The organism is Microbacterium sp. (assembly GCF_044508325.1).
Taxonomy (GTDB): domain Bacteria; phylum Actinomycetota; class Actinomycetes; order Actinomycetales; family Microbacteriaceae; genus Microbacterium.
Window position 1 is genome coordinate 1 of record NZ_JBIQHX010000035.1, and the last position, 17013, is coordinate 17013.

Annotated in this window: 17 protein-coding genes and 1 pseudogene; 6 read left to right on the plus strand and 12 right to left on the minus strand. The window is 71.7% G+C overall.

Annotation, left to right across the window (positions count from 1 at the left end; genetic code table 11):
• From ACIWQI_RS15650 to ACIWQI_RS15665, 4 genes and pseudogenes are all read right to left on the minus strand, one after another.
• A pseudogene (locus ACIWQI_RS15650) lies at positions 1-700 on the minus strand (competence protein ComEC); the annotation flags it as partial.
• Positions 697-1281 (minus strand): ComEA family DNA-binding protein, encoded by a 585-nt coding sequence (locus tag ACIWQI_RS15655; protein ID WP_396658833.1) that lies wholly within the window; start codon positions 1279-1281, stop codon positions 697-699. The pseudogene ACIWQI_RS15650 and the gene ACIWQI_RS15655, both read right to left, overlap by 4 nt.
• 96 nt (positions 1282-1377) lie before the next feature.
• Positions 1378-3957 carry a leucine--tRNA ligase gene (gene leuS, locus ACIWQI_RS15660; RefSeq protein ID WP_396658834.1) on the minus strand — a complete coding sequence of 860 codons (2580 nt, stop codon included), beginning with the start codon at positions 3955-3957 and terminating at the stop codon, positions 1378-1380.
• Between the two features lie 80 nt (positions 3958-4037).
• Positions 4038-5342 (minus strand): anthranilate synthase component I family protein, encoded by a 1305-nt coding sequence (locus ACIWQI_RS15665; protein ID WP_396658835.1) that lies wholly within the window; start codon positions 5340-5342, stop codon positions 4038-4040.
• A gap of 53 nt (positions 5343-5395) precedes the next feature.
• Here ACIWQI_RS15665 and ACIWQI_RS15670 point away from each other — a divergent pair, with 53 nt between their 5' ends.
• Genes ACIWQI_RS15670 through ACIWQI_RS15680 form a run of 3 tightly spaced genes read left to right on the plus strand, consistent with a single transcriptional unit; the run spans position 5396 to position 7852 of the window.
• Positions 5396-6058, plus strand: a complete 663-nt coding sequence (locus ACIWQI_RS15670) for a DedA family protein (protein WP_396658836.1) — start codon at positions 5396-5398, stop codon at positions 6056-6058.
• A 4-nt stretch (positions 6059-6062) separates the two neighbouring features.
• Positions 6063-7097, plus strand: coding sequence for an App1 family protein (locus ACIWQI_RS15675; protein ID WP_396658838.1), 1035 nt, complete (start codon positions 6063-6065; stop codon positions 7095-7097).
• A 29-nt stretch (positions 7098-7126) separates the two neighbouring features.
• Positions 7127-7852 (plus strand): SOS response-associated peptidase, encoded by a 726-nt coding sequence (locus ACIWQI_RS15680; protein WP_396658839.1) that lies wholly within the window; start codon positions 7127-7129, stop codon positions 7850-7852.
• On the opposite strand, the gene ACIWQI_RS15685 is transcribed toward ACIWQI_RS15680, so the two are convergent.
• Positions 7833-8924 carry a tellurite resistance/C4-dicarboxylate transporter family protein gene (locus tag ACIWQI_RS15685; protein ID WP_396658841.1) on the minus strand — a complete coding sequence of 364 codons (1092 nt, stop codon included), beginning with the start codon at positions 8922-8924 and terminating at the stop codon, positions 7833-7835. The two genes, ACIWQI_RS15680 and ACIWQI_RS15685, sit on opposite strands and share 20 nt — an antisense overlap.
• A 59-nt stretch (positions 8925-8983) precedes the next feature.
• Here ACIWQI_RS15685 and ACIWQI_RS15690 point away from each other — a divergent pair, with 59 nt between their 5' ends.
• Entirely contained in the window at positions 8984-9862 is an 879-nt protein-coding gene (locus tag ACIWQI_RS15690) for a 3-methyladenine DNA glycosylase (protein ID WP_396658842.1), read from the plus strand.
• Here the strand turns inward: ACIWQI_RS15690 and ACIWQI_RS15695 are convergent.
• From ACIWQI_RS15695 to ACIWQI_RS15710, 4 genes are read right to left on the minus strand one after another with little or no spacing between them, the layout of a single operon-like run.
• Complete coding sequence (locus ACIWQI_RS15695) at positions 9859-11061, minus strand: glycoside hydrolase family 3 N-terminal domain-containing protein (RefSeq protein ID WP_396658844.1); 1203 nt, start codon at positions 11059-11061, stop codon at positions 9859-9861. The two genes, ACIWQI_RS15690 and ACIWQI_RS15695, sit on opposite strands and share 4 nt — an antisense overlap.
• Positions 11062-11092: 31 nt before the next feature.
• Entirely contained in the window at positions 11093-12772 is a 1680-nt protein-coding gene (locus ACIWQI_RS15700) for an acyl-CoA dehydrogenase family protein (RefSeq protein ID WP_396658846.1), read from the minus strand.
• Between the two features lie 54 nt (positions 12773-12826).
• Positions 12827-13972: a PQQ-dependent sugar dehydrogenase gene (locus ACIWQI_RS15705; protein ID WP_396658847.1), complete on the minus strand. Its 1146-nt coding sequence runs from the start codon at positions 13970-13972 to the stop codon at positions 12827-12829.
• Positions 13969-14325, minus strand: a complete 357-nt coding sequence (locus tag ACIWQI_RS15710) for a LuxR family transcriptional regulator (RefSeq protein ID WP_396658848.1) — start codon at positions 14323-14325, stop codon at positions 13969-13971. Before ACIWQI_RS15710 ends, ACIWQI_RS15705 begins: the two co-directional genes overlap by 4 nt.
• A gap of 94 nt (positions 14326-14419) precedes the next feature.
• On the opposite strand from ACIWQI_RS15710, the gene ACIWQI_RS15715 reads away from it, so the two are divergent.
• A complete protein-coding gene (locus ACIWQI_RS15715) occupies positions 14420-14779 on the plus strand; it encodes a cupin domain-containing protein (RefSeq protein ID WP_396658850.1) in 360 nt (119 codons plus the stop codon).
• A gap of 13 nt (positions 14780-14792) precedes the next feature.
• Here ACIWQI_RS15715 and ACIWQI_RS15720 read toward each other — a convergent pair whose 3' ends face one another.
• From ACIWQI_RS15720 to adhP, 3 genes are all read right to left on the minus strand, one after another.
• Complete coding sequence (locus ACIWQI_RS15720) at positions 14793-15491, minus strand: VOC family protein (RefSeq protein ID WP_396658852.1); 699 nt, start codon at positions 15489-15491, stop codon at positions 14793-14795.
• 1 nt (position 15492) lies between these two features.
• Positions 15493-15651, minus strand: coding sequence for a hypothetical protein (locus ACIWQI_RS15725; RefSeq protein WP_396658853.1), 159 nt, complete (start codon positions 15649-15651; stop codon positions 15493-15495).
• 99 nt (positions 15652-15750) lie between these two features.
• Positions 15751-16779, minus strand: a complete 1029-nt coding sequence (gene adhP / locus ACIWQI_RS15730; protein WP_396658855.1) for an alcohol dehydrogenase AdhP — start codon at positions 16777-16779, stop codon at positions 15751-15753.
• On the opposite strand from adhP, the gene ACIWQI_RS15735 reads away from it, so the two are divergent.
• A partial coding sequence (locus ACIWQI_RS15735) for a hypothetical protein (protein WP_396658857.1) occupies positions 16750-17013 on the plus strand: 264 nt, incomplete at its 3' end. The genes adhP and ACIWQI_RS15735 overlap by 30 nt on opposite strands.

Genomic DNA, 17013 nt, shown 5'->3' on the forward strand with positions numbered 1-17013 from the left:
GCGACGTGGTCTTCATCGCGGCGTCGAGGTCGGGGGGCACGGCGCTCGTGTCGCCCACGGCCAGTCCCGGCAGGAGCGCGCCGCCGTCGCCGGGAAGCCCGGCGGTGAGCGCCGCGAACCCGGTGCGCAGCTCGGATGCGACGGCCGCGGCGCCCGTGGCCGCGGCGGTGACGCGCACTCCTCGTGACGCGAACAGCACCAGCACGCCACGCTCCCCCGCGTCCGCGGTCACGGCGGTCCCGCTGACGACGACCTCGCACCCGAGATCGAGGCGCTCGCCGTCGACGTCCTCGGGGGCGACGGACACCGAGACCGGCGCCGAGACCTGCAGCGAGCGATCGCCGGCGTCCAGCCGCACGGCCTCCGCGTCGAACCAGAGCGCGCCGCCGGCCGACGGCGCGACCTTCGAGGTGACGACGGCGGTCACCTCGACGGCGCGTCCGCCCTCGACCCCGAAGGCGACCGCGGCGGCACGTGCCGGCTCAGCTGCCGCCACGTGCGACGTGACCAGCGCCGCTGCCGCCAGGGCGATCGCCGCAGGGGCCGCGCCGCGACCTCGCACCGCGAGGATCAGCGCCCCGGCCGCGGCGGCCCAGAGCGCGCCCGCGACCCCCGCCGACACGTCCGGCTGCAGCACGGCGACGACAGCGGCCGCCCACGTCGCTCCGGCAGCGACCACCAGGGGCGCTGCACCCCTCATACCGTCACCAGGGGGCGCAGCGCCTCGAGCATCTTGTCCCCGATCCCGGAGACGGCCAGCAGGTCCTCGATGCTCGTGAATCGGCCGTTCGTCTCGCGCCAGTCGATGATCCGCTGCGCCATCGCCGGGCCGATGCGCGGCAGCGTCTCGAGCTCTGCCGCGGTGGCGGTGTTCAGGTTCACCCGCCCGTCGCCGCGCGGTGCGGCATCCGCGGCCGCCTCGCCCTCCTTCGGCACGATGAGCTGCTCGCCGTCGCTGATCGGGCGGGCGAGGTTGACGGCCTCCTCCTCGGCGCCTTCCGCGAACCCTCCCGCGGCGGCGACCGCGTCCACGACGCGCGCGCCATCGGGCAGGCGGTAGAGGCCGGGCAGACGCACCGCACCGGAGACGTGCACGTACAGCTCCGCGGCGTCGACCGTCGCGAGCGTGACCTGCTCGCCCGGGATCTGCTCGACGGGGACGGCGGCACCGCGCACGATCCCCATCCCGACCGTGACCGCGGCTGCGGCGAGCACCACGACGACCGCCGCACCGGCCGCCAGCCGCCGCTTCGGCGGCGCGAAGCCCTCGGGTGTGGTCACCGCGCCACGCTAGGCCGACGGCATCCCCCGCTCACGGATCATCCGCCCGCCCGTGGATCAACGCGCGCCGCGGGGCGGCTGGGGAGGATCAGCCGGTCACTGAGGACGGGTCGAGAAGCTCACGACCTTCGGCGGACGCACGACCGTCTTCACGATCTCGCGCCCGTGGAGCGAGCGCTGGACGCGCGCATCGCCGCGGGCGAGCTCTTCGAGCTCGGCGCCGTCGATGCGCGCGGACACGTCGATGGTCGCGCGCACCTTGCCGTCGATCTGCACGATCGCGGTGATCTGCTCCTCGACCAGCAGCGCCGTGTCGGGCTGTCGCCAGGGCACCAGCCCCACGAAGGGCTCGTGGCCCAGCATCTCCCACATCTCCTCGGCGGTGTGCGGGGCGAACAGGTCGAGCACCAGGGCGATGGCCTCAGCGGCCTCGCGCACAGCCGGGTCGGCCGGGCCCGCACCGGAGTCGATGGTCTTGCGCGTCGCGTTCACCAGCTCCATGAGCCGCGCGACGACGACGTTGAACTTCGTCTGCTCGATGAGTCCCGGCACATCCGCCCACAGGTGGTGGGTCATCCGGCGCAGCGTCGGGTCGCCGTCCGCCCACACCGCGCCCGGCTCGGAAGTCACGTCGTGGGCGATGCGCCAGGCGCGCGCCAGGAACTTCTGAGCGCCGGTGGTCGACACGTCCTCCCAGTCCATGTCGTCCTCGACGGGCCCGGCGAAGGCGATCGCGGTGCGGACCGCGTCGGCGCCGGGATCGCGCATGCTCGCGGCGAACTCGACGAGGTTCCCCTTGCTCTTGGACATCTTCGAGCCGCCCAGCAGCACCATGCCCTGGTTGATCAGGGTGGAGAAGGGCTCGGTGAAGTCGATCAGCCCCATGTCGTAGAGCACCTTGGTGATGAACCGCGCATACAGCAGGTGCAGGATGGCGTGCTCGACGCCGCCGATGTAGGAGTCGACCGGGGCCCAGCGATCCGCCTCGCTGGAGGAGAACGCCTGCGTGTGGTCTCCCGGCGACAGGAACCGCAGGAAGTACCACGAGCTGTCGACGAAGGTGTCCATCGTGTCGGGGTCGCGTTGCGCGGGCTCGCCGGTCTCGGGATCGACCGTCGCCATCCACTCGGTCGCGCCGCCCAGCGGTGAGGTTCCCTTCGGCGCCAGGTCGAGTCCCTCGGTCTCGGGCAGGGTCAGAGGCAGCTGGTCGTCCGGGACGGGAACGATGCGCCCGTCCTGCGTGTGGATCATCGGGATCGGGGTGCCCCAGAACCGCTGACGCGAGATCAGCCAGTCACGCAGCCGGAAGTTCTTGGCGGCACGGCCCGTGCCCGCGGCCTCGAGCTCGTCGATGACGCGGGCGATGGCGTTGCGCTTGCTCAGCCCGTCCAGCGAGCCGGAGTTGATCATGCGGCCTTCGCCGGTGAGGGCGATGCCGGTCACGGCGGGGTCGATGTCGGCCAGCGCCGGACCGGGATCGATCGGCACGCCGTCGTCGTCGACCTCGATCACCGGAATCGCTCCGGTGATCGGCGCCGTGGTGTCGACGACGATCCGCACCGGCAGGTCGAACGCGCGGGCGAAGTCGAGGTCGCGCTGGTCGTGGGCGGGAACGCCCATCACCGCGCCGTGGCCGTAATCGGCCAGGACGTAGTCCGCCGCCCAGATCGGCAGCCGCTCGCCGTTGACCGGGTTGACCGCGTACCGCTCCAGGAACACGCCGGTCTTGGGTCGATCGGTGCTCTGCCGCTCGATCTCGGTCTCGCGCTGCACGCGAGCCAGGTACTCGTCGAAGCGTGCGCGCACCTCGGCGGGCGCGTCGGCGGCAAGCTCCGCGGCCAGGTCGCTGTCGGGTGCGACGACGAAGAACGTGGCGCCGTGCAGTGTGTCCGGGCGCGTCGAGAACACCGTCACGACCTCGTCACGGCCCTCGATGACGAAGTCGATGTCGGCGCCGGTGGACCGGCCGATCCAGTTGCGCTGCATCTGGATGACCTTGTGGGGCCAGAACCCCTCCAGCTGGTTCAGGTCGTCGAGCAGCCGGTCGGCGTAATCGGTGATCCGGAAGTACCACTGGGTGAGCTTCTTCTTGATCACCTCGGCGCCGCAGCGCTCGCACCGGCCGTCGACGACCTGCTCGTTCGCGAGCACCGTCTGGTCGTTCGGGCACCAGTTGACCGGGCTGTCCTTGCGGTAGGCCAGGCCGCGCTCGTACAGGCGCTGGAACAGCCACTGGTTCCAGCGGTAGTACTCCGGGTCGCTGGTGTGCAGGATGCGCGACCAGTCGTACGACGACCCGTACTCGCGGAAGCTCTTCTTGTGCTGCTCGATGTTCGCGTACGTCCACTTGCGCGGATCGGCGCCGCGCTGGATCGCGGCGTTCTCGGCGGGCAGACCGAAGGAGTCCCACCCGATCGGGTTGAGGACGTTGTAGCCGCGGTGCCGCCAGAACCGCGCGACGATGTCGACGTACGCGTAGCTCTCGGCGTGCCCCATGTGCAGATCGCCCGAAGGGTACGGGAACATGCCGAGCACGTACTTGCGGGGCCGCGTGTCGTCGGCGCCCCCGGCCCGGAACGGGTCGTGCTCGGCCCACAGCGCCTGCCACTTCTGCTGGATGGCGTACGGGTCGAAGGCGTCGCTGTCGGCGACGGCGGCGGGGCTGCTGGAGGACACGGAAAGCCAATCGATGCGGATCTCGGGCCCGGAAGACCGGGAACTTCCAGATTACCGGACCGCCCCGCCCCGCGACCCGCTCACCACCCCGGCGGCAGGGCCGCGCCGAGGGCGGCCAGGGGTGCGTGCGCCTTGACCCCCACCTCGGCGACCTCGGCGCCGGGCTGCGACCCCCAGGTGATGCCGCCGCCGGCGCCCACGTAGGCTCCGTCCGGCCCCGTCACGATGCTGCGGATGATCATCGCGAGGTCGAGGCGGCCGTCGTGGCCGATGTAGCCGAAGCATCCCGCGAACACACCTCGCGGTCCGCCTTCGAGCGCGTGCAGGATCTTCATCGCCGACAGCTTCGGCGCCCCCGTCATGCTGCCGGCCGGGAACGCGGCGTCGAGCAGATCCCCCACCGTGGTTCCGGGCGCCAGCCGGCTCGACACCGTGCTCACCAGCTGGTGCACCGCCGCGTACGACTCGACCTCGAGCAGGGTGTCGGCGCGGATCGAGCCCGGAACGCTCACCCGGGACAGGTCGTTGCGCATGAGGTCGACGATCATGACGTTCTCCGCGCGCTCCTTGGGGCTCGCACGCAGCTCGGCGGCCAGGGCGGCGTCTTCGGCGGCGTCGCGCGACCGTGGCCTCGTCCCCTTGATCGGGCGAGTGCGCGCCACGCCGGCGTCCACCTCGAGGAAGCGCTCCGGGCTGGCGCTGAGCAGGGCGATGCCACCGCTGCGCACGTAGCCGCCGTGGTGTGCCGGCGTCAGGGCGCGCAGCCGGAGATAGGTGGCCGCAGGATCGACCTCCCCGGCGACGGAGAACCGCGTGGTCAGGCAGAGCTGATAGGCATCCCCCTCCCGGATCGCGTCCCGACAGCGCTCGATGAGCGCGGCGTACCGGGCGGGCAGGTGGCGGCCGCGGGCGGTGCCCAGCTGCGGCGCGGGGGCAGGAGGCACGGGGACGACGGATGCCGCGAGCCGCCGAGCCTGGTCGGCCCACCCTGTGTCGCCGCGCACGGCGACGGCCCACAGGCGACGCGCGGCGTGATCGACGGCGATGAAGCGCTCGGCACGCAGCCAGACCGCGGGCGGCTCGCCCGGCTCCCTGGTCACCGGCGCCCCCGCAGCGGCAGCACCGGTCTCGTACCCGAACCAGCCCACCCAGCCGCCGCGGAAGGGACCCCAGGCACCGTCCTGACCGTCCTGCCCCGTCAGCTCGACGGCACGCACCGTCGCCGCGTCGTCGGGCGCCCCGACGCCCAGCCAGCTCCAGCCCGCGGTGGCGTCCGGACCGGCATCCAGCCAGAATCCGTGCGGCTCACGCGCGACCCAGCCGGCGAACAGCGCGGCCGGATCCGCCCACTCGGACAGGGGCACGGCGGAGTACGGCGAGGGCACCTACCCAGGGTATGGCCAGCCGGAACGCAGGCGCCGGGTCCTAGGCTCGTGCTGTGAACGAGTTCCTGACGTGGCTGCTCGATCTCGTGCAGAGCGTCGACCCACTGGCGCGCGTGCTGCTGGCAGGACTCGCGATCATGCTCGAGACGAGCGTCCTCATCGGGCTCGTGGTGCCCGGTGACACCGTGGTCATCGTCGCAGCCACGGCCGTGGACTCGGTCTGGTCGGGGCTCGGCCTCGGAATCGCCGTCGTCGTGGGGGCGCTCATCGGCGAGAGCATCGGGTTCTGGCTCGGGCGATTCCTGGGCCCCAGGATCCGGTACTCGCGCCTGGGCGCACGCATCGGCGAGCACAACTGGACCCGCGCCGAGCTGTACCTGCGCCGCCGCGGCGGCCCGGCCATCTTCATCTCCCGCTTTCTGCCCGTGCTGCACTCGCTGGTGCCGCTCACGGTGGGGATGAGCGGCTTCGGGTACCGGCGGTTCCTGGCCTGGACCCTTCCGGCCTGCGTGCTGTGGGCGGCCCTCTACATCCCCGTCGCCGCCGTCGCCGCCGGCACCTACCGGGAGCTGGCCGATCAGCTGCACTTCGCCGGCTACATCTTCGTGGGGATCATCGTCGTGTTCCTGCTCGGGATGTACGCGGCCAAGAAGGTGCTGCAGCGGGCGGAGGCCAGGCATCTCTCACTGGAATCGGAGGAGGACGTGGAAGACTGAGGGGATGCCCGAGACGTCCGCCGTTGCCGCGCGCCCGAAAGTGCTGTGGCTGGCCCGTCTCGAGTACCGCTACCACGCGTGGCGCGAGCGTCGTGCCCGGGCACGCGGTCTCACACCGACCGTGGCGGCATTCCCCGGGTACGGATCCGCCGACTGGGTTCGCGTGGTCGGGCGTGTGCTCATCGTGCCGCCGCGTCGCCGCGGCGGCGACGAGTTCGCCGGGGTGCGCGGGTGGCGCAGCTTCGTCGGCATCCCGATCGGGTTCGCGCAGGTCTCCATCACCGTCGACGGCCAGACGCACGAGGTCGTGTCCGATCGGGGCGGGGTCGTGGACACCGTCATCCCGGCGCGGCTCGAGCCCGGCTGGCGCACCCTGCAGATGTCTGTCGAGGGCGGCGAGCCGGTCGACGCCCGCGTGTTCATCGTCGGCTCGGACGTGCGCTTCGGCGTGGTTTCCGATGTGGACGACACCGTCATGGTCACCGCGCTGCCCCGCCCGCTGGTCGCGGCGTGGAACTCGTTCGTCGTCGACGAGCACGCCCGCCAGCCTGTGCCCGGGATGGCGGTGCTCCTGGAACGACTCGTCCGCGAGCACCGCGGAGCGCCTGTCGTCTACCTCTCGACCGGCGCCTGGAACGTGGCGCCGACCCTGGTCCGGTTCCTCACCCGGCACCTGTTCCCGCCCGGGGCGATCCTGCTGACCGACTGGGGGCCGACGCACGATCGCTGGTTCCGCAGCGGTCGCGACCACAAGCTGTCGAACCTCCGCCGGCTCGCCGAGGAGTTCCCCCAGGTCCAGTGGCTGCTCATCGGCGACGACGGGCAGCACGACGACGCGATCTACACGACCTTCGCCGGCGAGTACCCCGAGAACGTCCGCGCCGTCGCCATCCGGCAGCTCTCCCCCGCCGAGGCGGTGCTCGCGGGCGGTCGCACGCACGTCGACGACCACAGCGCGGCCACCGTCCCGTGGGTGACCGGGCCCGACGGCGCCGGGATCCTCGAGGAGCTGGAGACGGCGGGCGTCCTCGCCGACTGACGTCGGTCGCACCGCGTACGCTGGCACACATGTGCGGACGCTTCGTCGTGGCCGCCGCAGGTCCTGAGCTCGTCTCGGTGCTGCGGGTCGATCTCGTCGCCGACGACCTGCCCGCGCCGTCCTACAACATCGCCCCCACCGACCAGGTCGCCATCGTGCTCGACTCCGCCAAGTCGGATCCCCCGACCCGCCGCCTGGAGCCCGCACGATGGGGTCTGGTCCCCGCGTGGGCGAAGGACGTGTCGATCGGCGCTCGCGCCTTCAACGCCCGCGCCGAGGAGCTGGAGGACAAGCCGATGTTCCGCACGGCGTTCCACAAGCGCCGTGCCGTGGTCCCGGCATCCGGATACTACGAGTGGAAGCATGTCCCCGGCCCGGACGGGAAGATCCAGAAGATCCCGCATTACATCCACCCCGGCGATGGTCGGCCGATGTTCTTCGCCGGCCTGTACGAATGGTTCAAGGATCCGGCCAAGGCCGACGACGACCCGGAGCGCTGGGTGCTGAGCTTCACCATCCTGACCCGGGACTCCATCGGTCGGCTCGGGTCGATCCACGATCGGATGCCCCTGTTCCTCGACCCCGACTTCGCCGACACCTGGCTCGACCCGACGCTCGACAATGCGCGGGACGTGCTGGATGCCGCCATCGACGCCGCGCCGGCCCTGGCAGAGCAGCTCGACGACCACGTCGTGTCGAAGGCCGTCGGCAACGTGCGCAACGACACTCCGGAGCTCATCGAGCCCGTGTCGTGACCTCCGTCGGTCGCGGCGCCCGCAGCACGTTCCGCCACAGGTTCACGAGCATCGCGACGAAGACGACCGCCCACACCCCGAGGGCGAGCCATCCCTCGACAATGCCGATCCGCTCCACCCAGGGGAGCCGGTCGGTCGCGCCCAGGAAGCTCGACCCGACGCCGTACATGCCCAGCGGGAACACGATGCTCCACAGCGCCGGCTCGTACCGCAGCGGCACCCGATGGTGCACGTGGCGCCAGTAGCCGGCGATCACCAGCGGCGGGATCAGCCATGTCCCCAGCGCCCAGAACAGCACCGCGGCGCCTGCGATGAGCGCACGCGTGGCGTCCACCATGGGGGCATCTGCCATGTCCACGATGCGCGCCCCCGCCACCACGGTGATCGCGGTGGCGCCCATCGACACCCAGTACGGCGGCGTGAACTCGAGCGGCCGCATGCCGTACAGCAGCAGCCGCACGATGATGACGACACCGACCACACCGTAGAGGAACACTCCGATCGCCCACGACACGACCGCGAGCATCGCCAGGGCCTGGCGCCAGTCGACGAACATCGGCTGCAGCGTCGCCGCCAGGACGGCGACCGCCTGGCTGCCCACCACCCAGATGAACCACGTGCCGTTGGCCGCCGACAGCACCGAGCCCTTGTCCACGCCGAGCAGCGCCGTCCAGGGGATGAGGTAGCCGAGCACGAGCCACGCCGCGAAGCCGACCAGCAGCAGGCCGGCCGCCACTCCGTGCTCGCCGGCGACGGCGAGCCGGCTGCCCAGCACGCACGAGGCGGCCACGAAGGTGAAGAACGCGAACGCCTTCGCCGGATCCTGGAAGTCCGCACGCAGCGCGTCGCGATGACGGATGCCGCGGACGATCACGAGCACGACGAGCAGGCCGTAGCAGATCACGTCGATCACCAGCAGGATCAGCGACAGAACGTCCCAGCCGTGGTCGGCCAGGCCGATCGAGACGATGCCCGTTCCCATGACGAGCGCGAAGTAGCCCGGGTTCAGCCCGCGCACGGCCGCGTCCAGGCGAGTGCCCAGGCCCGGAGCGGCGACGCCCTCTGCCGTCACGTGCCTCACGGTAGCGCACGCGTCGGCGGTGGTGCACCGCCCTCGCCTACCCTGGGGTGGTGCCCACCCTGACCGCGTCCGCCGTGCACCTCGCCGGCGACCTCTGGCGCGCCCGTGAGAGCGCGCACCGAGCACGCGCGGATTCGCTCACCGCGCAGCACCGCGCGCGGGCGGCCCGCGGCGAGCCGCATCCGGTGGAGGACTTCCTGTTCACGTACTACTCGTACAAGCCGGCCCTGCTGCGCCGCTGGCATCCGGGTCTGGGCGTGGAGCTGCAGGATGCCGGCGGGGTGCGCGGCGAATGGCGCTGGTACGCACCCGGGAGTGCTCCCGGCTCGTTGATCGTGGACGGCGCCGCGTTCGCCCGCGAGAAGGGCGGGCTGCTGCAGACGGTCGTGCGGATGCTGCGGGCGACCGTGAGCCGTCCGGCGAGATTCGGATGCTTCGGACTCCACGAGTGGGCGATGGTGTACCGCCAGGGCGAGCACCGGCATCCGGTGCCGCTGCGACTGGGACCGGACGGCACCAACGCCGTCGTGGAGGCACACGAACTGCGCTGCACGCACTACGACGCCTTCCGCTTCTTCACGCCCGAGGCGGCGCCGCGCAACGACGTCCGGCTGTCGCGGGCGACCCAGCCGGCACGCGAGCAGCCCGGCTGCCTGCATGCGGGCATGGACGTGTATCGGTGGGCCGTGAAGCTCGGTCCGCTCGTGCCGGGCGAACTGCTCCTGGATGCGTTCGAGCTCGCCCGCGAGATCCGCACTCTGGACATGGCGGCGTCGCCGTACGACCTGCGCTCCTGGGGCCTGGATCCGGTGCGCATCGAGACCGCCGCGGGCAAAGCCGAGTACGTGCGCCGCCAGCGCGCGTTCGCCCAGGACGCGAACGCGCTGCGCGAGCGGATGCTCGATGCCCTGGCAGGCCTCGCCGTCTAACCGGCGGCCTCGCAGTCGTCGCACGGCACCAGGCCGCGTCCGCCGGCGGCAAGCTCCAGCCGCAGCGCGGCGACCCGCGTGGCAGCCTCGTCGAGTCGGCCCTGCGAGAGCTCGCCGTCCTCGACGGCCGCGACGATGCCGTCCACGAGCGCTGCGGCGCTGCCCGCCGTCGTGAACATCACCGCGAGCACCATGTCGTTGCCGGCCTTCAGCGCCGCGACGGCGTTGTCGACCGGGTCGCGGTAGGCCCGCACCCCGCTTGCCTGCAGCATGCCCAGGTCGTCGGTGATCGTGACCCCGGTGAACCCGAGCTCGTCCCGCACGATGCGGTGCCACTCGGCGGAGAGCGATGCCGGAGCGTCGTCGACCGCGGTGTAGCGGAGGTGCCCGAACATCACCAGCGGCACACCGTCCGCGATCGCCGCCGCGAACGGCACCCCGTCGGTGGCCGCCCAGTCCTTCTTCGACATCCCCGTCGCGGGGATCGTCTGGTGCGAGTCGCCGGCGGCCGCACCATGGCCGGGGAAGTGCTTGACCGTCGAGAGCGCCTGTCCGCGCTCGCCGTCGATGGCCGCCGTCACCCGCTCGGCGGAGGCATCCGGCGACGTGCCGAGCGCGCGACCGTAGATGAACGAGCTGCGTCCGTCGGCCACATCCGCCACGATCCCGAAGTTCACGCCGACACCCGCCCGCTGCACCAGGGCCGCACGAGCGCGGTAGGCGTCGGCGGCTGCACCGGCCGGCTCCTGCTTGAGCGTGTTCGCGGCCGGGAAGTCGTCCCACGGCAGCCGGGTGACCTGGCCGCCCTCCTCATCGATCGCGATCAGGGGCGGCAGGGCGGGGTCGGTCGTCAGCGCCGCGGTCAGGCGTCGCAGCGACGACTCGCTTCCCGGAATGTTCCCCCCCATCAGGATGAACCCGCCCAGCGCGTTCTCCTCCATGTACCGGCGCAGCGTCGCATCGTCGGTGGTGGGGATGTGCCCCATCACCACGCTCGCCGCCCTCTGCTCCAGGCTGAGGCCGGCGACCAGGCGTGCGGCGGCCGCCGCGATCCCGGTGTCATCGGCAGGGACGACGCGGACGGAGGGCGACGCCTCCGGCTCCGCAGTGCTCGCCGACGCCGGTGCGCCCGCCGCGATCGTCACGACCACGGCGGCCGCGACGATGGTCCCGAGCGCTCGGGTCGCCCAGCGGTTCACCCGCTCAGCCTACGGCACCCCGCGCACACGTTCAGTGGCGGCTGAGGATGCCGGCGGCATCGGTCCCGCGCGGCAGCGAGCCGTACATCCCGGTGCGATCCTCGCCGAGCCGCGCGGCGAGGAACGCGTCCGCTGCAGCGGCGGGCGCGTACCGCACCATGAGCGAGCCCTGCAGGGCCAGCGCCAGGGCTTCGGTGAGCCGGCGGGCTCCCGCCTGCGCCTCCGCCGGATCGGCTCCCGCCAGAGCATCGAGGTCCGCCAGGGCGCGGGCGGTGTGCGCGTCGAGGAGGGCCGAGGCGCCCCCGGTCGTCTCCAGCTCCGCGGCGAACGCCTGTGCGACCTCTGGCTCTCGGGTGAGGGCACGCAGCACGTCGAGGGCGATGACGTTGCCGGCGCCCTCCCAGATCGCCATCACGGGCTGCTCACGGTAGCGCAGCGCCAGCGGGAAGTCCTCGATGAAGCCGTTGCCGCCCAGGCACTCCATGGCCTCATACGCGTGCTGGGGCCCGCGCTTGCACACCCAGTACTTCATCACGGGCGTCGCGAGGCGACGGAATGCGACATCCTGCGGGGATGCATCGGCCTCGAACGCCTGCGCGAGTCGCAGCCCGGAAAGGACCGCGGCCTCAGCCTCCAGGGCGAGATCGGCCAGCACCGCCGTCATCGCCGGCTGGTCCACCAGCAGGCGGCCGAACGCCTCGCGACCGCGCGCATGCCACACCGCCTCCGCCACCGACTGCCGCATCCCCGCCGCCGACCCGAGCACGCAGTCCAGGCGCGTGCGCTGCACCATCTCGATGATGGTGCGCACACCACGGCCGGGTTCGCCCAGCAGCGTCCCGACGGTGCCGGCGAACTCCACCTCGGCGGACGCGTTCGAGCGGTTCCCGAGCTTGTCCTTGAGCCGCTGGATGCGGAACACGTTGCGGACGCCGTGGGGAAGCACCCGGGGCACGAACAGGCAGGTCAGTCCCTGCTCGGTGCCCCCGTCACGCGCCTGGGCCAGCACGAGGAAACCGTCCGACATCGGGGCGGAGCAGAACCACTTGTGCCCGGTGAGCTCATAGCTGTTGCCGCCCAGATGGACGGCGGTGGTCTGGTTCGCCCGCACATCGGATCCGCCCTGCTTCTCGGTCATGGCCATGCCGATGAGCGCGCTGCGCTTGTGGTCGCCGTCCAGCAGCCGCGGCTCGTACTCGCGCGAGTAGAGCCGGGGCAGCCAATCGTCGGCGACCCACGGGGTGTCGGCGATCGAGGCGACCGCCGCATGCGTCATCGAGACGGGGCAGGCATGGCCGGGCTCGACCTGAGCGAACAGCATGAATGCCGCTGCCCGTGCCACCGACGCACCGTCCCGCGGATCCGCCCAGGCCGACGTGTGTGCGCCGCGGGCGAGGGCGGCGGCCAGCACGCGGTGGTAGGCGGGGTCGTACTCGACCTCATCGAGCCGGTAGCCCCACCGGTCGTGCATGTGCGCGACCGGCGTGTGGGCGTTCGCGATGGTGGCGTCCCGCTGGAACGCGGCCGATCCCACCTGCATCCCGATCTCGTGCAGCTCGCCGTCGGCCCATCCTCCGCCGAACGCGGTGACCGCGTCGCGGAGCGGACCGTTCAGCTGGTACTCGTCGAGGTCGACGCGCCACGGAGGCTGGTTCTCGACGTGGTGGGTGGCCTCACCGATGACGCGTGCTCCGCGCGAGAACGACCGCATGCCCGTGCTCCTTCCGGCCCGCCCGTCGGGGCAGGCCTCCACGCTACCGGCGGGTCAGGGCACCGGCGACAGCGTCAGCTGCAGCAGCCGATCATCGTCGCCTGCGGGACTGCCCCGTCCGTCGGTGTTGTTGGTCAGCACCCACAGCGTCCCGTCGGGGGCGGCGACGGCATCACGCAGGCGGCCCGCCTCGCCGACGAGCAGGTCGCGCGGGTCTGCGAGCAGCGCCGACCCTTCCGTGTCGGCGACCCACAGGCGCTGCCCTCGCAGCGCCGCGAGGAACAGGGTGTCGCCGACGGCGGCGATCCCGCTCGGGCTCGCGTCGGCGGGGTGCCACTGCGCGACCGGGTCGGCGAAGCGACCGTCGCCCGCCCGGCCTTCGACGACCGGCCAGCCGTAGTTCGCGCCCGGCTCGATGACGTTCAGCTCGTCCCACGTGTTCTGGCCGAATTCGCTCGCCCACATCGTGCCGTCGCCGGTCCACGCCATGCCCTGCACGTTGCGATGCCCGAGCGACCACACCTCGGTTCCGAACGGATTCCCCGGCGCGGGGGCGCCGTCGGGCGTCAGCCGGAGGATCTTCCCGTTCAGCGACCCCTCGTCTTGGGCGCGGCCAGGATCGCCGGCGTCACCGGTCGAGACGTACAGCAGTCCGTCGGGGCCGAAGGCGATGCGCCCTCCGTTGTGGTTCGCCGCTTTGGCGATGCCCGCGATCACCACCTCGGGCGCACCCAGGGCGATCGACCCCGCCTCGCCCTCGACCGGCATCCGCACGACGCGGTTGTCGTCCGCGGCGGTCAGGTAGGCATAGAGCCAGCGCTGCTCCCCGTCGTCGCGCAGGGCGAGGCCCATCAGACCGCCTTCCCCCTGCGGACGCACCTCGCTGATCTCACCGGCGACGCGCAGCTCGCCCTGCGGCGTCAGCTCGACGATGCGGCCGTCGTCGCGCTGGCTGATCAGCGCGCCGCCTCCCGTGAGCGGCGCCACCGACCACGGGGCGTCGAGCCCGGTGGCGAGGGCACTGATGTCGCCCGTCGGCGCCCACAGCCCCGCCGCCGCCGTCGGAGTCGGGGTGCCGGTCGCGGTCGGAGGGGCGAAGGTGGTCGTGGGGGTGGGCGCAGGGTCGGGTGCCGCGCATCCGGCGCAGACCACGAGCACGGCCGCGCAGAGACCTGCCCACGAGCCGCGCCGCGGCCTCATGCGGGAGCGCTCGCTCTCACGACGCTCAGCAGGAAGACGCTGTCCTCGATCGCCGCGACGGAGTGCCGCTCCGGTGGGATCGGCATGAAGTCGCCGGCGGCCAGCTCCCACTCGCGGTCGATGCCGCGCACGACGATCCGCCCGTGCAGCACGTGCACAGTCGCCTCCGGAGGGCTCTCGTGCTCGGCGAGCTCCGCGCCGGCCAGCAGCGCGAGCGCCGTCTGACGCAGGACCGTCTCGCGGCCCCCGTACAGCGTCGACGCCGCTCGCTGAGCCTTCGACCCGCGCGCGGTGTCGAGCAGGCTCCGCACGGCCTGGTTCAGATCGTCGATCCGCAGCTCGCCCTCGGTCATCCGGGTCCGCCCCCTTCGTGCCGCTGCGCCCAATCTATCGAACGCATCGGTGACCGGGCCTAGGCTTGACGAAGGCGGCGGTGAGGAGGCGAGGATGCCCGAGAACCCCCGGCTCGTCGGCTTCGCTGGACAGGAGACGGATGCCTCCGGCGCGGTGTGGCGGCTCACTCCGGCCGAGCGCGGTCTCGACGCCAACATCATCCGGCTGCCTCCTGGCGACGAGATCGCACGTCACACCGGTCCGGACCTCGATGTCCTCATCCACGTCCTGGAGGGGACCGGAACGCTCGAGACCGAAGCGGGCGAGCTCCCGCTGACCCCAGGGGCGCTCGTCTGGCTTCCCCCGCGGTCGCAGCGCCGGTTCGTCGCCGGAGCGGAGGGCCTGCGCTATTTCTCGGTCCATCCTCGCAAGCCGGGTCTGTCGATCTCGGCGCGCCCGCCCGAGTCCCGGTGAACTCGGTTCGGCGTCACTCACGGGTGAGCCAGAACTCGCCACCCCCCGGGTCCGCCATCAGGATCCTGTCGTCGTCGCCGCCGGCCTGCACGGCGCCCAGCGCCACCAGACGGGCAGCCTCGCTGTCCCGATCCGCCGCGGCGAGGACGAGACGCTGTCGTCTCGTCCCGTAGCGCGACGGTGCCGGCCGCACATCCCAGGAGACCTTCGTCCCGCCGTGCGGCGACTGCACCGCGGTCTGGTCGCCGCGATCCCAGACGAGAGGCCACCCCAGTGCCCCGCTCCAGAACAGACCCGCTTCACGCGGGCCCTCGCAGGTGACCTCGGCGAGGAAGCCGCAGCCTGCGAGGAAGCCGTCTCCCGGTTCGATCACGCAGAACTCGTTCCGGCCGCGATCGGCCATCACGACCTCGCCGCCGGGCTGCTCTCGGATGACGCGGCCGCCCAGTCGCAGCGCCTTCGCGACGATGGCGCGCTGATCGTCGAGGTCGGTGCTGGTGAGGTGGAGGTGCACCCGATTCGGCCGAGACAGGTCTTCCGCCTCGGTCGCGTCGAAGCGGAGTCCGATCTGCGCACCCGCCCCCGGCAGGAACGCGCCGTCAGCATCAACCGCGACCGGGCGATCCAGCAGGTCCGCCCAGAACGCGGCGGGAACCGACGGATCGCGGGCATCGAAGGCCACTGCAACCAGGCGCACGGACGTGACTGCCATGCTAGAGAGAGCCCTCGGATGCCTGGTTCAGCATCCAGCGGTGACCGAAGGGATCCCGCGGCACGGGATCCACCTCGACGACGGCGTGGAACACCGCGGAGTACCACTTGATCGCGGCTCGCGCATCCTCGTCGGCGATGTACGGAATGATCACGCTCATCTCACCAGCGTGATACTGCGCGCCGTCCGTGTCACGACCCATGCTCCGCCGTCAGCTCTGGTTCCCGCCGGCGGGGGCTGGCCCCGTCACCGAGTCAGGTCAGGACATGTCCATGACGATGCGGCCGTCGATCGCTCCGTGTGCCATCTCGTCGAAGATCTCATTGATGTCGCTCATCGGACGCACCGCGTACGTGGGGCTCACCTTGCCGCGGGCGAAGAAGTCGAGGGCCTCCTGCATGTCTCTGCGCGTGCCGACGATCGAGCCGCGGACGGTGAGGCCGAAAAGGACGGTCGTGAAGATGTCCAAGGGAAAGTGGTCCGGCGGCAGGCCGACGAGGGAGACCGTGCCGCCGCGCCGCAGCGCACCGACGGCCTGCGGGAACGCATGCGCGTTGACCGCTGTGACCAGGGCTCCGTGCACGCCACCCCCGGTCTGTGATCGCAGCTCTGCTGCTGGATCGTCCGTTGTCGCGGCGTTGACGGTGACTTCGGCGCCGTGGCGGCGTGCAAGGTCGAGTTTCGCGTCGTCCACGTCGATGGCCGCGACCCGACGGCCCATCGCGACGGCATACTGTACGGCGAGGTGGCCGAGTCCGCCGATGCCCGAGATCAGCACCCACTGGCCGGGATCGGTGTCGGTGACTTTCAGTCCCTTGTACACGGTGACCCCGGCGCACAGGATGGGGGCGACGGCCGCCATCTCCACGCCGCTCGGAATGATGGGCGCGTAGCGGGCGTCGACCAGCATGTACTGGCCGAACGAACCATCGACGGAGTATCCGCCGTTCTCTTGGCTCGGGCAGAGCGTTTCCCAACCCGTCTCGCAGTACTCGCATTCACCGCAGGCGCTCCACAGCCAGGCGTTGCCGACTCGGTCGCCGACCTTGACCCGGGTCACACTGTCGCCGACGGCGACGACCGTGCCCGCGCCTTCGTGCCCGGGGATGAAGGGCGGTCGGGGTTTGACGGGCCAGTCGCCGTGCCACGCATGGAAGTCGGTGTGACAGACACCGGAGTACTCGACTTTGACGAGTGCTTCATTCACACCGGGAGTGGGGATCGCGATCTCGTCGATAGCCAGCGGCTCGGAGAACGCGTGAACGACGGCGGCTTTCATCGTGGTCATGTTGAGTCAGTCCTTTTCGGGCACTTCAACCTCGGCAGCAACCCGCGTGCACGCTACTCCGGCCTCGAGATCGACGCGATGGCGGAGCCAGGATACCGCGGCGCGATGACCGGTCGCGAGACCTCGCGCGACCCTCCGGTGCGAACTCGAGCACGACAGCTGCGACGTTTCACCGACGGCCGCACGTCTTCAGGCGTGTCCGCGACGGACGACCGCAACCGGGATTTTTGGTGG